The organism is Salisediminibacterium halotolerans, from assembly GCF_003814815.1.
In the GTDB taxonomy this organism is placed as follows: domain Bacteria; phylum Bacillota; class Bacilli; order Bacillales; family Salisediminibacteriaceae; genus Salisediminibacterium; species Salisediminibacterium halotolerans.
Genome location: NZ_RKQQ01000001.1, coordinates 510315 through 525845 on the forward strand (window position 1 = coordinate 510315; position 15531 = coordinate 525845).

The 15531-nt window shown below is 51.1% G+C and carries 11 protein-coding genes; 3 read left to right on the forward strand and 8 right to left on the reverse strand.

Annotated features, from left to right (window positions below; translation table 11 throughout):
• Positions 1-54: 54 nt before the first annotated feature.
• From icmF to EDD67_RS02305, 7 genes are all read right to left on the reverse strand, one after another.
• Complete coding sequence (icmF, locus tag EDD67_RS02275; protein ID WP_121440400.1) at positions 55-3300, reverse strand: fused isobutyryl-CoA mutase/GTPase IcmF; 3246 nt, start codon at positions 3298-3300, stop codon at positions 55-57.
• Positions 3297-4271: a methylmalonyl Co-A mutase-associated GTPase MeaB gene (meaB, locus tag EDD67_RS02280; RefSeq protein WP_121440401.1), complete on the reverse strand. Its 975-nt coding sequence runs from the start codon at positions 4269-4271 to the stop codon at positions 3297-3299. Before meaB ends, icmF begins: the two co-directional genes overlap by 4 nt.
• A gap of 23 nt (positions 4272-4294) precedes the next feature.
• A complete protein-coding gene (locus EDD67_RS02285) occupies positions 4295-5440 on the reverse strand; it encodes an acyl-CoA dehydrogenase (RefSeq protein WP_121440402.1) in 1146 nt (381 codons plus the stop codon).
• A 36-nt stretch (positions 5441-5476) separates the two neighbouring features.
• Positions 5477-6619, reverse strand: a complete 1143-nt coding sequence (locus tag EDD67_RS02290; RefSeq protein ID WP_121440403.1) for an acyl-CoA dehydrogenase — start codon at positions 6617-6619, stop codon at positions 5477-5479.
• 15 nt (positions 6620-6634) lie between these two features.
• Positions 6635-7489, reverse strand: a complete 855-nt coding sequence (locus EDD67_RS02295; RefSeq protein ID WP_121440404.1) for a 3-hydroxybutyryl-CoA dehydrogenase — start codon at positions 7487-7489, stop codon at positions 6635-6637.
• A 50-nt stretch (positions 7490-7539) separates the two neighbouring features.
• Entirely contained in the window at positions 7540-8718 is a 1179-nt protein-coding gene (locus EDD67_RS02300) for an acetyl-CoA C-acetyltransferase (protein WP_121440405.1), read from the reverse strand.
• 491 nt (positions 8719-9209) lie between these two features.
• A complete protein-coding gene (locus EDD67_RS02305; protein WP_093072002.1) occupies positions 9210-11321 on the reverse strand; it encodes a (Fe-S)-binding protein in 2112 nt (703 codons plus the stop codon).
• A gap of 349 nt (positions 11322-11670) precedes the next feature.
• Between EDD67_RS02305 and EDD67_RS02310 the strand changes: the two genes are divergently transcribed.
• From EDD67_RS02310 to EDD67_RS02320, 3 genes are all read left to right on the forward strand, one after another.
• A complete protein-coding gene (locus EDD67_RS02310; RefSeq protein ID WP_093072003.1) occupies positions 11671-12339 on the forward strand; it encodes a peroxiredoxin in 669 nt (222 codons plus the stop codon).
• A 72-nt stretch (positions 12340-12411) separates the two neighbouring features.
• Positions 12412-12642 carry a hypothetical protein gene (locus EDD67_RS02315; RefSeq protein WP_093072004.1) on the forward strand — a complete coding sequence of 77 codons (231 nt, stop codon included), beginning with the start codon at positions 12412-12414 and terminating at the stop codon, positions 12640-12642.
• 627 nt (positions 12643-13269) lie between these two features.
• Positions 13270-15183 (forward strand): heavy metal translocating P-type ATPase, encoded by a 1914-nt coding sequence (locus EDD67_RS02320; RefSeq protein WP_242006049.1) that lies wholly within the window; start codon positions 13270-13272, stop codon positions 15181-15183.
• A 48-nt stretch (positions 15184-15231) separates the two neighbouring features.
• On the opposite strand, the gene EDD67_RS02325 is transcribed toward EDD67_RS02320, so the two are convergent.
• Positions 15232-15402 (reverse strand): XapX domain-containing protein, encoded by a 171-nt coding sequence (locus tag EDD67_RS02325; RefSeq protein WP_093072007.1) that lies wholly within the window; start codon positions 15400-15402, stop codon positions 15232-15234.
• Positions 15403-15531 lie beyond the last annotated feature (129 nt).

The following is a 15531-nucleotide window of genomic DNA, read 5'->3' on the forward strand; positions in this document are numbered from 1 at the left end:
CGTTTTCCAGCAAAAAATTACGGCGGAAAGAGAATTTCTCTTCCGCCGTAAACATTAAATATTGCGCCGATATTGCCCGCCGACTTCATACAGCGCTGAGGTGATTTGACCGAGACTCGCAACCCGGACAGTGTTTAACAGTTCGGCAAAAACATTTCCGCCGGTTAAAGCGGTCTGCTGCAGCTGCGCCAGCGCTTGCGGCGCTTCTTCTGCATGACGTTCTTGAAAATCACGCAGTCTTTTAATCTGATTTTCCTTTTCTTCAATCGAAGCACGCGCCAGCTCCATGCCGGCATTCACATCCGGGTCTTCGCGCGGGTTCAAATACGTGTTGACACCGATGATCGGAAGCTCGCCGCTGTGTTTTTTCGTTTCATACAAGTGCGATTCTTGCTGAATTTTTCCCCGCTGATATTGTGTCTCCATTGCACCGAGAACCCCGCCGCGATCAGAAATCCGCTCAAGTTCAGCAAGCACTGCCTCTTCGACTAAATCGGTCAGCTCTTCGATAATGAACGCCCCTTGCAAAGGGTTTTCATTTTTCGCAAGGCCCATTTCTTTTGTAATAATCATCTGAATCGCCATTGCCCGGCGGACGCTCTCTTCCGTCGGCGTTGTCACCGCCTCGTCGTAAGCGTTCGTATGAAGCGAGTTGCAATTGTCATAGATCGCCATCAGCGCCTGGAGTGTTGTGCGGATATCATTGAAATCCACTTCCATCGCATGCAGCGACCGGCCCGATGTCTGAATATGATATTTCAGTTTTTGACTGCGATCGTTCGCGCCGTATTTATCCTTCATTGTGACCGCCCAAATACGCCGCGCCACGCGTCCAATCACCGAATATTCCGGGTCGAGTCCGTTGGAGAAAAAATAAGAAAGATTGCCGGCAAACTCATCGATGTCCATTCCCCGGCTTAAATAATACTCGACGTACGTAAAACCGTTTGCGAGCGTAAATGCCAATTGACTGATCGGATTCGCGCCCGCTTCGGCGATATGATAACCGCTGATTGAAACAGAATAGTAATTTCTTACCTTATTGTCGATAAAAAACTGCTGAATATCGCCCATCATCCTGAGCGCGAACTCGGTGGAAAAGATGCACGTGTTTTGACCTTGGTCTTCTTTTAAAATATCCGCCTGTACCGTTCCGCGCACAACAGACATTGTCTCGCCGGCGATTTGCGCCGCTTCGTCAGCTGTCGGTTCGCGTTCGTGTTCAGTTTGGAATGTTTCCAGCTGCTGATCAATCGCAGTATTCATAAACATCGCCAAAATCATCGGCGCCGGCCCGTTAATTGTCATCGACACCGACGTCAGCGGCGACGTTAAATCAAACCCGTCATAGAGCACTTTCATATCATCGAGCGTGCAGATGCTCACACCGCTTTCGCCGACTTTGCCGTAAATATCAGGACGGCGGCCGGGATCTTCGCCGTAAAGCGTCACGGAATCAAACGCTGTTGACAGCCGCTTGGCGTTATCATCTTTCGATAAATAATGAAAGCGCCGATTCGTTTTGGCCGGACCGCCTTCACCGGCAAATTGGCGTTTCGGATCTTCGCCTTTTCGCTTAAACGGAAATACACCTGCTGTATAGGGAAATTCCCCGGGCACGTTTTCCTTGCGAATCCAAGCTAAAACCTCGCCGTAATCTTTGTACGAAGGAAGCGCGACTTTAGGAATCACCGTGCCTGACAGGGTAACGGTATTCAGTTCGGTGACGACCTCTTCGTCCCGGACGGTTACTGTGTAGGTATCTTGTTGATAGCGCGCTTTTTTATCCTCCCAGTCTGCGAGCGCCGTGATCGCTTCAGCGTCCAATTGATCGCGATAATAATCGCGCCAGCTTAAGAGCGCTTCTTGTTCCGGCGCATCTGCCAGCACTTCTGCTGCGCCGTCCAGCTGATACCAGCGCCTCGCCAGTTCCGCTAATGCTTCTGTCCGGCTGTGATACGAACGGACCGTTCTCGCAATTTCCCGCAAATATTGAATTTGCTCCGGCGGAATCACCGCATTTCGCTCGGCAATGTGTTCGCCTTTGCCGAGCGCTGATTCCCAGCTTGTGCCCGCCGTCTCATTGATCGTTCTGACCAGCTCATAGAACAGCCGGTTCGTCCCGGAATCATGAAATTGGCTGGCCATCGTGCCGAATACCGGCATGTCTTCCGGCTTTTCCGAAAAACGCAAACGACTGCGCTGAAACTGTTTACGTACTTCCCTGAGCGCATCTTCCGATCCCTTTCGGTCAAACTTGTTGATCGCAATGAGATCGGCAAAGTCGATCATATCGATTTTTTCCAGCTGCGACGGCGCGCCAAACTCGCTCGTCATTACATAGAGCGACACGTCGGCAACATCGGCAATCGCGGCATCGCCTTGGCCGATGCCGCTCGTTTCGACGATGATCAAATCGTAGCCCGCCCGTTTCACAACCGGAAGCGCTTCTTCAATCGCTTTTGACAGCTCCTGGCGGCTGTCGCGCGTCGCCATCGAGCGCATGTACACGCTGTCTGTCGCGATCGCATTCATGCGAATCCGGTCTCCCAGCAAAGCGCCGCCGGTTTTTTTCTTTGTCGGATCAACAGACAAAATCGCCGTTTTTTTCTCGGGAAACTCGATGAGAAAGCGGCGGACAAGTTCGTCGGTCAACGAACTCTTCCCCGCTCCTCCCGTGCCGGTAATGCCTAAAACGGGCGGCTCTTTATCAGCTGCCGACGCTTGTTCCAATGCTTGATCGAGCCGGCTGCGATGTTCTTTTGCGAGTTTTTCGCCAAAAGCGTTCTTTTCAGCGAGTGTCACGTAACGCGCGACAGTATAAGCATCGGCATCCGCTAACTCCGGCAGACGCCCCGCTTTTTCCGCCGGGTCGAAATCACACGTTTGCACCATCTTGTCAATCATCCCTTGCAAGCCGTAAGTTCGCCCGTCTTCCGGCGAAAAAATCCAGCTGATGCCGTAATTATGCAGTTCGGCAATTTCTTTCGGGATGATCACGCCGCCTCCGCCGCCAAAAATATGAATGTGACCGGCCCCCTTTTTTTGCAGTTCATCGTACAAATATTTGAAGTATTCCATATGTCCGCCTTGATAAGACGAAATCGCAATGCCTTGAACATCTTCCTGCAGCGCTGCGCGGACAACTTCTTCAACTGAGCGGTTATGGCCTAAATGAATCACTTCAGCTCCTGATGCCTGGAGCATTCTGCGCATAATATTGATCGATGCATCGTGACCGTCAAATAAACTCGACGCCGTCACAAACCGTACCGGGTGAGCGGCTTTATATACACTCATCGAGTCCCCTCCGTTTCCTCGTGATGATCTGATGTCGCGGTGATCTTCTTTCGCCAAGAACGGTAAATTTCATCGGCCAAGTCATACGGATCCGCTTCGTTCTCTTCGCTGCCTTTGACAGCTTCGGCAATGAACGGCCGCCATTCGGCTTCTGCCCGTTCCGTCACTCGCCGGGTGACTTCTGCTTCGAGCCGGCCTTTGCGGCGGGTCTGTTTTTCACCGCTCTCTGCCAGATGCAGGCGGTGACGGCCGATCGCTTCGGCTAATGCTTCGATTCCTTTTTGCTCGGTTGCCACCGCTTCAATGACCGGCGGCTGCCACGGGCTGTTTGATTTCGTCAAATGAAGGAGATCTTCCAGCTCGCTTTTCAGCTGCGGCACACCGGGAAGGTCAGCTTTATTAATCACAAATAAATCGGCGATCTCCATAATCCCGGCTTTAAACGCCTGAATGACATCGCCTCCCGAGGGGTATAACACGAGCGCAATCGTGTCGGCTGCCTGCATAATATCCAGTTCGGATTGACCGACGCCGACGGTTTCGATCACAATTTCATCGTAGCCCGCCGCGTCCATGAGCCGGACGGCATCCAGACACGCTTCGCTCAATCCCCCTAAACTTCCGCGCGTGCCCATACTTCGGACAAACACTCCGCTGTCGCCTTCGTGATCGCGCAAACGTACTCGGTCGCCAAGCAGCGCCCCGCCGGAAAACGGACTCGTCGGGTCAATCGCGATCACGCCGACCGTTTTGTCGGCAGCGCGGAACTGTTTGACCAGTCCGCTCACGAGCGAACTTTTGCCGGATCCCGGCGAGCCGGTCATTCCGGTAATGTGCGCCCGGCCCGTCGACGAATAAACCGCCTTCATCCAAGCGCGGTGTTCCGCTGTCCGGTTTTCCGCGGCGGAAATCGCCCGGGCGAGGGGGCGCTGTTCGCCGTTTAACAGCGCTTGAACCTCTGTTGGTTTCATCGCCGCTCCGTCCTTTCTTGACTTCAGCTTTCCTGCATCAGCATTTTCGAAATAACGAGGCGCTGAATCTCATTGGTCCCTTCATAAATCTGCGTGATTTTTGCATCGCGCATATAACGCTCGACGGGGTAATCTTTCGTATACCCGTAACCGCCAAAGACTTGCACAGCTTCCGTTGTTACTTCCATCGCCGAATCGCCCGCCATTAATTTTGACATCGCTGACGCTTTGCCGTAAGGTTTGCCTTCGCTTTCAAGCCAAGCCGCTTGATATGTCAAGAGACGCGACGCTTCGATTTTCGTTGCCATATCGGCGAGCTTAAACGCCACGCCTTGCTGCGAGCCGATCGGCTTGCCGAACTGTTTACGTTCTTTTGCATAGTCCGCCGCCGCATCGAGCGCGCCTTGGGCAATTCCGACCGCTTGCGCGGCAATACCGTTGCGGCCGCCGTCGAGCGTCATCATCGCGATTTTAAACCCTTCTCCCTCTTCGCCGAGCCGATTTTCTTTCGGCACCCGGACACCGTCGAAGATGATCTCTAGCGTCGGCGACGAGCGGATGCCGAGCTTTTTTTCTTTTTTGCCCATTGAAAACCCGGGCATGCCTTTTTCGACGATGAACGCCGTTGCTCCTTTATGTTTTTCTTCCGGCGCGGTCATCGCAAACACGATGTAAATGTCCGCTTCGCCGCCGTTTGTGATGTATATTTTTGAACCGTCCAAAATGTAATCGTCGCCGTCTTTTTTCGCTGTCGTCTTCATCGAGGCTGCGTCACTGCCGGAACCGGGTTCGGTCAGACCGTAAGCGCCCATTTTTGTGCCTTGTGCGAGCGGGGTTAAGTACGTTTGCTTCTGTTCTTCTGTTCCGAATGTATACAGCGGCCAGCCCGCCAGTGAAATGTGCGCGGATAGCGTCACCCCGGTCGAGCCGCATACGCGGGATAGTTCTTCTACCGCGATCACATAACTTAAGTAGTCGGCACCGATTCCGCCGTATTCTTCCGGCCAGGGAATTCCGGTCAAACCGAGCTCGGCCATCTGATCGAAAATCTCCCGGTCAAACCGCTCTTCTTCATCGCGTTCAGCAGCCGTCGGTTCCACCTCGTTTTTCGCAAAGTCCCGCACCATTTTACGGATCATTTCCTGTTCATCGGTTAATTGAAATTGCATGACACCCACTCCTTCCGTTGAATAAGCCTTGCACCTTTATGATCGTAACAGCGCGTTGCTGATCACGATGCGCTGGATTTCGTTTGTGCCTTCGTAAATTTGGGTCACCTTTGCATCGCGGAAAAACCGCTCGACAGGATAATCTTTCGTGTAGCCGTATCCGCCGAAAATTTGCACCGCGTCAATCGCTGTATTCATCGCCGTATCGGACGCATACATTTTCGCCATCGCCGCTTGCTGTCCGACGTGCACTCCTCGCTCATATAAGTCCGCCGCCTGATACGTTAACAGTTTTGCGGCTTCAACCGCCGTCGCCATTTCCGCGAGCTTGAAGCCGACACCTTGGTGCATGCCGATCGGTTTGTCGAACTGGCGGCGCTGTTTTGCGTACGTTTGCGCCTCGTGCAATGCTCCTTCGGCGATGCCCAAAGCTTGCGCTGCAATTCCGATCCGGCCGGCATTCAAGTTTGCCATCGCAATACGGAACCCTTCGCCTTCAGTTCCGAGCCGATTCGCCGCCGCAACCCGGCAGTCTTCAAACGCCAGCCCCGTCGTATTCGAGCCGCGCATCCCCATTTTGTTCTCTTTCGCCAAGACGGAAAATCCCGGCGTTCCGTCTTCGACTATAAACGCGCTCACTCCTTTATAGCCGGCTTCAGGATCCGTTTTGGCAAACACGATGTACGTTCCCGCCTGTCCGCCGTTTGTCACCCACGCTTTCGAACCGTTTAAAACATAGTCGTCTCCGTCACGGACAGCGGTTGTTTTCATCGCTGCCGCATCGCTGCCTGCTCCCGGTTCTGACAAAGCGAACGCGCCGATCATCCCGCCGGAAGCGAGGCGCGGGATAAACCGCTGCTTCTGTTCATCTGTGCCGAAAAGCCAAATCGGGTTCGTTCCGACAGAGGTGTGCACAGACAAAATCAGCCCGACCGAAGCGTTCACTTTGGACAGTTCATGAATTGCTGCGATATAAGAAGGAAAATCCATCCCCGCTCCGCTGTATTCTTCCGGAAGCGGAATCCCCATCAAGCCGAGCGATCCCATCTGCCGGATCAGGTCTTCCGGGAACTCATCTGTCGTTTCCATATGTTCTGTTGCCGGCCGCACTTGTTCTTCGGCAAACTGGCGGACCATCCGCCGCATCATATCCTGTTCGTCGCTCCAATTAAGATTCATAACACCCCTCCCGGGTCAGCTGTTATAGGTATAAAATCCGCGGCCCGTTTTTTTGCCGAGCCAGCCTGCCTGCACATACTGGCGCAATAGCGGACAAGGCCGGTATTTATCATCGCCGAAGCCGTCGTGAAGTACTTCCATAATATACAAACACGTGTCGAGACCGATGAAATCAGCGAGCGTTAACGGCCCCATCGGGTGATTCATCCCGAGTTTCATGACTTCATCGATATCTTTCGGTGTGGCGACACCTTCATAAACGGTGAATATCGCTTCGTTGATCATCGGCATCAGCACCCGGTTGGAGACAAATCCGGGAAAGTCGTTGACTTCCACAGGCGTTTTTCCTAATGATTCAGAAACGTTTTTGACGGTTTCAAACGTGCTGTCGTCTGTCTGCAGCCCGCGGATGATTTCAATCAATGTCATCACCGGAACCGGGTTCATAAAGTGCATGCCGATTACTTTTTCCGCCCGGCTTGTTTCGGCGGCGATTTCGGTAATCGGCAGCGACGAGGTGTTCGTAGCAAGAACGGCGTGCTCCGGGGCAAAACTGTCCAGCTGCGAAAAGATCGTCTTTTTCACGTCGAGATTTTCCACCGCTGCTTCAATAATCAAATCGGCATGTTCGGCATTGCTGATCGTTGACGAGGCATAGACTCTGCGGAGAATCCGGTCTACGTCCGAATCAGACAGCCGGTCTTTTTCTACGTCGCGCTTCAGCCGTTTGCGGATCGTTTGAATCCCGTCTTCAACAACTTTTTCTTTCGTATCATGCAAGATCACTTCATAGCCGGAATACGCACACACTTGTGCTATACCTGCGCCCATTTGTCCTGCTCCGACGACCATGATTTGTTTGATCTTCATCTTCTCACCCTTTCTTTCCGGTATCGAACGTCAGCTATCGGCCGGACGAATCACACCTCGATCATGACAGCATCGCCTTGGCCGCCGCCGCTGCATATGGCTGCGATCCCGAGTCCGCCGCCGCGGCGTTTTAATTCGTAAGCAAGCGTCAAGATAATCCGCGTTCCGCTCGCGCCGATCGGATGGCCGAGCGCTACCGCGCCGCCGTTGACGTTTATTCTCTCTTCAGCAATGCCGGCGATTTGACCGCTTGCTAATGACACAGCCGCAAACGCTTCATTTATTTCAAATAAATCGATATCGCCGGCTTTTTTTCCGGTTTTTTTAAGGAGCTTTTCGATCACAAATCCCGGCGTTTTCGGGAAGTTTTCCGGTTCCATCGCCAGTTCAGCATGGCCGATGACAGCAGCGAGCGGGACGATGTCGCGTTCCGCTGCATAATCTTCGCTCATTAAGAGCATCGCCGCCGCGCCGTCATTAACGCCGGGCGCATTGCCGGCAGTAATCGTTCCGCCGCTGCCGAAAACCGGCTTTAAGCTTTTCAGCTTCTCAAGCGACGTGTCTTTTCGCGGCGTCTCATCTTGACTGATGACTTTCGGTTCGCCTTTATGCTGAGGACTGTCGATCGGAACAATTTCTTCGAAAAAGATCCCGTTTTCCGCCGCCTCTCCGGCACGTTCATGACTGCGCAGCGCCCATTCGTCCTGCCTGTGCCGAGAGATCGCCAGTTCCTCCGCAACGTTATTGCCGTAATTGCCCATATGAACGCCCGTAAATGTACACGTCAGTCCGTCGTGAATCATCATGTCATGAAATTTTTGTTCCCCCATCTTAAAACCGAAGCGGGCGCCGTTAACGAAAAAGGGAGCTTGGCTCATCGATTCCATCCCCCCGGCTATGACTGCATTTTGTTCACCGCTGCGAATCAACAAGTCGCCTAGCGTCACACTTCTCATCCCGGAAGCGCACACTTTATTCACCGTTTCTGTTTCCACCTGCCACGGCAACCCGGCTTCATGCATCGCCTGCCGGGACGGAAGCTGGCCTTGTCCGCCTTGCAGGACACTGCCCATCAGTACGTGACCGATTTCTCCCGGATCTGTTTTTCCGCGCTCCAAGGCCGCGCGGATTACCTTGCCGCCAAGCTGTGCCGCGGTAAAGTCCGACAAGACGCCGCCGAGCTTGCCGAACGGTGTCCGTGCACCGCTTACGATAACTGTCCGACTCATTGTACCCCTCCCGATTTGCTGACGGCTGTCAGTAAATTCACCTTATACAGACACCACCGCCCGGATATAAAGCGCTTTCATTTCCAGTTGTCACCATTGTAAAACAGATTTCCCTTCTTGTCGTCAATTTTACAGAGCAAAGCGGTGAAATCTGCTTCTTTTAAGTCAAACAAGCGGCGGAAATTCCGCCGCTTCAGCCTGTAGACAAATTATTATTTTGACGTAAGCCACGCAGCCACTACCCTCCGCTTGCCCCGGGCAAGGACTCAGCTAGTATTCGGCGGTATGAGACCGCCGAATCCGGATCTTCGTCTCTTGCTTTCCCGGAGGCGTCGGAGGAGTGGATGCGCGGCTTCCTTTATTATGAATACACTCGATTCAAAGAAGGAGGAGGACCCAGCATCCCGGCTTTTTCCCGCGGGATAGCGAGACAGGCGAGACCCTGCAGGGCGTCAGCCCGAAGCGGCGGAAATTCCGCCGCTTGCTTCCTATCAATGAACGGGTTCCAGTGTTTTCGCCGGTTCGATTGAACGTTCGAGAATTTCTGCCACATCCATCGTCGATACGTCTTCATCGACTTCTTTCGCTTTCGTTCCATCACTCATCATCGTCAGGCAATACGGACAAGCGCTGCCGATCATTGATGATTCCGTTTCAAGCGCTTGTTCGGTGCGGGCGACGTTCACACGCTGGCCGGTATCTTCTTCCATCCACATCATGCCGCCGCCGGCGCCGCAGCACATGCCGTTTTCACGGTTGCGTTCCATTTCGATCAAATTCACACCCGGGATCGCTTTAAGAATCTCTCTCGGCGGGTCATAATTGTCGTTATAGCGTCCGAGATAGCAGGAATCGTGATAGGTAATCGTTTCGTTCACTTCTTTTGTCGGCGTGAGCCGCCCTTCTTTCAACAGATCATACAGCAGTTCCGTATGGTGATACACTTCTGCTTCAAGGCCGAATTCCGGATACTCATTTTTAAACGTATTGTACGTGTGCGGATCAATTGTGACGATCTTGTCGACACCGTTTTTCGCAAACTCGGCAATGTTTTCCGCCGCAAGCTCTTGAAAGAGAAATTCATTGCCGATTCGCCGCGGCGTATCGCCGGAATTTTTCTCTTTATTGCCGAGAATCGCAAATTTCACGCCGGCTTCGTTCAGCAGCTTGGCAAACGATTGGGCGACTTTAATGCTCCGGTTATCGTATGAGCCCATCGAGCCGACAAAAAAGAGGTATTCAAATTCTTCGCCGCGTTTTTGCAGCTCTTTAACTGTCGGAGCGTCGATATCTTCGCGGCCGTCACGCCAGTTTTCCCGCTCTTTTCTGTTGATCCCCCACGGGTTGCCTTGTTTTTCAATATTTTGCATCGTTCTTTGCGCATCGGGCTCCATTTTGCCTTCCGTTAACACGAGATAACGGCGCAGATCGAGAATCTTATCGACGTGCTCGTTCATGACCGGACATTGATCTTCACAGTTGCGGCACGTCGTGCAGGCCCAAATCTCTTCTTCGGTAATGACATCGCCGATCAAGTTGACATCATAAGGATTCATCCCAAGCTCATTTAACTTGTCGACATCTCCTTCTGTCGCCGCGATTTGATTGCCGCGTGTCCCGCTGAACGCATACGCCGGCATCCATGACGACCGCGACGTGATTGCCGCGCCTTTTTCGGTCAAATGGTCGCGCATTTTGATGATCAAATCCTGCGGCGAAAGCATTTTCCCGGTTACCGAAGCTGGGCACATATTGGTGCAGCGCCCGCATTCCACACAGGCATATAAATCGAGCAGCTGTTTTTGATCAAAGTCTTCGATTTCATTTTTGCCGAATTTTTCGGCATCTTCGTTTTCAAAATTAATCGATTCGAGCTGGCCGCGCTTATGCGTCGGACCGAGGTATACGTTCGCCGGTCCGGCGATTAAGTGCGCATGCTTCGATTGCGGAATGTACACGAGGAAGACGAGCAAAAAGAGCAAATGCGCCCACCACATGATGAAAAATCCCGCTGAGGCCGCCGTCGGTCCCATCGCTTGGCTCGCTGCAGCAATGCCGGATGCAATCGGTTCGGCAACCGTCATTTCCTTGCCGAGCCAGACCATTTCAAACCCTTTTGCAAACAATTTCGACACCATCAGACCGCCGATAAAAATCAAGACAAGCCCCGCTTTAAAGTTTCGTTTTAAGCGCACGAGCTTCTCCACGTAACGGCGGTGAAAAGCCCACAATACTGCCACCAAAATCATTACGACGACAATTTCCTGGAAAAACGTAAAGAACGGATAAACCGGGCCGAGCGGCAAATGTCCGCCCGGGCTCAATCCTTTCCAAATGACATCGATCGCGCTGAACTGTACAAGGATAAATCCGTAAAACAGCATCACGTGAATAATTCCGCTTTTCTTGTCTTTCAACAGTTTCGACTGGCCGAACACCTTCTCGATTACGGCATCGCGTCGCTCCTTGCTTGTCAAAATAAATTCCGGTTTATGTCCAAGCTTGATGTATTCCACCCGCGTTTTCACAAGCGCCGCGAACAAATAAACGGCGTAAGCGGTTACAAGAATGAACATTAACCAGTTAATGAAAATCGGATCCATGCCCTCACTCCTTTCAAAATATCATGAACATTTTTTGAATTTTCTCTTATTATAGCACAACTTTTCTATGAATGAATACTCATTCATGTTTTTTATTCGCCTTTTTTTGCCAGCTTTACCCTATATATATACATTTAATTCTCAATTGTATTTAATTATTATCAATCGTAAATTCCGATCCCAACGGGTTTTCCGCGATAGTCACGCTGGCTAAAAACCCGATAAACATTGATTTCACATTTATTTCACAAGCATATAGGCCAAAAACCATTGCATTATACCCCCTCATGCATTATAGTAATAAGTGTGATTAGATAATAATAATTATTAAGAAAAGGGGTTTTTAAACATGGACAATTATTCAAATGAACAAAACGAACAGCAAGTCGTATCTTTGCCGCGTATCGGAGACAAAGCTCCGTCTTTTGAAGCGGAAACAACACATGGAACACTTCAACTAGAAGATTTTGACGGATCATGGGTCGTTCTGTTCTCGCACCCTGCTGATTTCACGCCGGTATGTACGACGGAATTCATCGCTTTTCAAGAAATTCAAGATGATCTGCGCGAGTTGAACACTGAATTGCTTGGCCTCAGTGTCGACAGCGTACACTCTCATATTGCCTGGGTACGAAATGTCAAAGAAAAAATGGGCGTCGAACTTAAGTTTCCGATTATTGCCGACCTCAATAAAGATGTCGCGAAAAAATACGGGATGATTATGCCGGGCGAATCCACGACGGAAACGTCTCGCGCAGTGTTCGTCATTGACGACAAACAAACCGTTCGAGCCGTCATTTATTACCCGCTGTCAACCGGACGCAACATGGCTGAGATCCTCCGCCTCGTCAAAGGGTTGCAGACAACAGATGAAAAAGGCGTTGCAACTCCGGCTAACTGGAACCCGGGCGACAAAGCGATCGTTCCGCCGCCAAAAACGCAAGAAGAAGCTGACGAGCGCGTCAACAATGACGAATACGAGTGCATCGACTGGTATTTCTGCAAAAAGCATGTATAACATGAGGAATTCCGCTTAGCTTGTGAAATTTGAACCGCTCAATCAATTTGTTTATTTAGGAGGCCGATCATTATGGCTTGTGTCAACGGCGACGGGAAATTAACCCAATCAGCAAAAGACCTGCTCGAAGCACTTGACGGTGAAAGTAAAAGCGCAAAGCAGTTAGCCGCAGAAGTCGATATGCCTGTCTTCCAAATTCGCAGTTCGTTACGCGACGCGAATTCGATGGGATTTGTCACATCAGAAGACAACGAAGCATATACACTGACTGACGGCGGACGCAAAATGCTGAAACATTCCTAAGAAATATTCCCATGATAACTTACCCCCCTCAAGAGAAACAGGATTGGAATATTTATTCCAATCCTGTTAGATTTTTGACAAAGTTATGATAACGTCAGATGTCAACTTGTTTAAAGACCGGATGACGAGGCATCTTCCGGCTTATGTCCTGCGGGCGAGCGCCGAGATGCTGGGTCATCCTCTTCGTTTCAAACCGCGCGGTTTCCATATTGTCCTGCAAAGTAAGAAAGCCGCGCAGATCCTCCTCCGACGCCTCCGGGAAAGCAAGAGACGAAGATCCTTATTCGGCGGTCCGATGCCGCCGAATAATAGCTGAGTCCTTGCCCGGGGCAAGCGGAGGTTAGCGGCTGCGCGGCTTGCGTCAAAATAATCGTATATCTACAGTCTGACAGGTTTGGAATCTTGATTCCAAACCTGTTTTAATGTATATTATTCTGTAAACATTTATAGTATAATAAAAGAAACACATATCCCGTTCCAAGTGTATTTTGCTGCTCCCGGTTACCGGTAGCAGCATTTGTGCATTTCAGGGGGAAATGAGGCTGAAAGTCGTTCTCACTGTCCGTATTAACAAGCAGAGATCAAACCCTGTCACCATCGATCTTTCGTCTAAAGGAGAGGATTATCTTGTTGGAAAAACTGATCAAAAACCGCGAACTCGTATTCGCGATAAGCGGCGGCGTATTTCTCGCTGCCGGTTATACAGCCGAAACTTTCTTTGCAGAAACTTTGCCTGAGGCCGCGCTGATCTTTTATATTTTATCGTATCTGATCGGCGGGTTTTATAAAGCAAAAGAAGGCTATATCGATATTCGCTATAACAAGAAACTCAGTGTCGAAATATTGATGATTCTCGCTGCTATCGGCGCCGCTTCGATCGGTTTTTGGAACGAGGGCGCGATTCTTATCTTTATTTTTGCGATGAGCGGTGCGCTGGAAACCTACACACTTAATAAAAGTGAACGCGATCTCTCGAAACTGATCGAACTTGCTCCGCTTGAAGCAAACCGCTATATCGGCAGCTCCAATGAGCTCGAAACCGTTGGTGTTGATGAACTGAAAGCGGGCGACTTCATTTTGATCAAAAACGCAGAACGGGTTCCCGCCGACGGTACGATTATTTCCGGAACGACCGTGATCGATGAATCGGCGATCACCGGTGAATCTGTCCCGGCAGCGAAAACTGCGAATGCCCCTGTTTACAACGGAACGATGAACGGCAACGGAGCCATTGTCGTACGCGTTGATAAAGAAAACAAAGATTCGCTTTTTCAAAAAATGATCGCGCTCGTAAACGAAGCAAAACAAAACCGTCCGCCTTCGCAGCAGCTGATCGAAAAAATCGAAGGCCCTTACGTGATGACTGTGCTGATCGCCGTCGTCTTAATGCTGACTGTACCTCCGGTTGTGTTTGCTTCTCCTTTTGAAGAAACGTTTTATCAAGCGATGGTGCTGCTTGTCGTCGCCTCGCCATGTGCTGTTGTCGCTTCGGTCATGCCGGCGCTCCTTTCAGCAATTTCAAACGGCGCCCGCCGGGGAGTGCTCGTAAAAGGCGGAACCTTTTTGGAACAGCTCGGCAAAGCTTCGGCTGCTGCCTTCGATAAAACCGGGACGATCACTCAAGGAACACCGGCCGTGACCGATTTTGCCGATTGTACGGCTGACGGCAACGGCAGCGCCCTGCTTGAAGCCGTCGTTGCGATCGAAGCGCAGTCGAATCATCCGCTTGCCCGCGCAATCGTCAATTTCGGGGAAAGCCGCGGAATCGAAAAACATAACGGCGTCGATGAAACGGAAGACATTACCGGCCACGGCGTGAAGGCAACGTACCGCGGGCGCGTTTACCGCATCGGCAACCTGCAGATGATGGCGAACGTTTTAAACGGCAAAAACACAAACGCCCCCGACCTGCCCGACAGTATCGACAGCCGCCGCAAACAATGGCAAAGCGAAGGAAAAACCGTCATTTACATCGCTGAAGAACGTTCCGTTGTCGGAGCGCTCGCTTTAAAAGACGAAATACGCCCGGAAGCTAAAAAATTAATTGCGAAACTGAATGATCAAGGCGTGAAAACGATCATGATCACCGGCGATCACGAGGCGACAGCTTCAGCGATCGCAAAAGAGTGCGGACTGGACAGCTGGATTTCCAATTGTCTTCCGGAAGAAAAAGTCGAAGAAGTCAAAGCGCTGCAACAAAAATACGGCAATGTCGTTATGGTCGGCGACGGTGTCAACGATGCTCCTGCGATCGCCCTGTCGGATGTCGGCATCGCAATGGGATCCGGAACGGATGTAGCGATCGAAACCGCGGATATCGTGCTGATGAAAAACGATCTTGCCCGGATCACCCATACGTTCCTGTTATCTCGGCGGCTTAACCGGATCGTCATGCAAAACCTGATTTTTTCTATCAGCGTCATTGCTCTCTTAATTACGTACAACTTCGCCGGCGATCTCTCGCTTCCGCTCGGCGTCATCGGCCATGAAGGAAGCACGATTCTCGTGATTTTAAACGGGCTCCGCCTTTTGCGCGGCTGAACGTAAAAAAACCACCGTCCGCCTGTAATAGCGCGGACGGTGGTTTTTTTAACTGAAAAAGTTCGTCGAGACGTAATGAAAGAGCTGGTAACCCAAGTATACGCCGAAAATCCCCATCACACCTGCGAGCGCCGGCGGAGCCGGGATCGGAAGCTTAATAATACCAAATAAAAAGCCGACAATCGCACCGGCTAACAGTGCTAATAATACCTCTTGCATGCTTTCACCTTCTTTATAATCAATATATTCGTAACCCTTTACATTGGCAAGATGTCTAACCTCTACACCCTATATCCTACCAGAAAGAGGTACGTACATCTAGAGGGTTTGGCAAATTTTTTGACAAGG

Coding starts and splice junctions, on each gene's coding strand:
- icmF (WP_121440400.1), bottom strand. CDS start 3,300: ATGAGTGTATATAAAGCCGCTCACCCGGTACGGTTTGTGACGGCGTCG.
- meaB (WP_121440401.1), bottom strand. CDS start 4,271: ATGAAACCAACAGAGGTTCAAGCGCTGTTAAACGGCGAACAGCGCCCC.
- EDD67_RS02285 (WP_121440402.1), bottom strand. CDS start 5,440: ATGCAATTTCAATTAACCGATGAACAGGAAATGATCCGTAAAATGGTG.
- EDD67_RS02290 (WP_121440403.1), bottom strand. CDS start 6,619: ATGAATCTTAATTGGAGCGACGAACAGGATATGATGCGGCGGATGGTC.
- EDD67_RS02295 (WP_121440404.1), bottom strand. CDS start 7,489: ATGAAGATCAAACAAATCATGGTCGTCGGAGCAGGACAAATGGGCGCA.
- EDD67_RS02300 (WP_121440405.1), bottom strand. CDS start 8,718: ATGAGTCGGACAGTTATCGTAAGCGGTGCACGGACACCGTTCGGCAAG.
- EDD67_RS02305 (WP_093072002.1), bottom strand. CDS start 11,321: ATGGATCCGATTTTCATTAACTGGTTAATGTTCATTCTTGTAACCGCT.
- EDD67_RS02310 (WP_093072003.1), top strand. CDS start 11,671: ATGGACAATTATTCAAATGAACAAAACGAACAGCAAGTCGTATCTTTG.
- EDD67_RS02315 (WP_093072004.1), top strand. CDS start 12,412: ATGGCTTGTGTCAACGGCGACGGGAAATTAACCCAATCAGCAAAAGAC.
- EDD67_RS02325 (WP_093072007.1), bottom strand. CDS start 15,402: ATGCAAGAGGTATTATTAGCACTGTTAGCCGGTGCGATTGTCGGCTTT.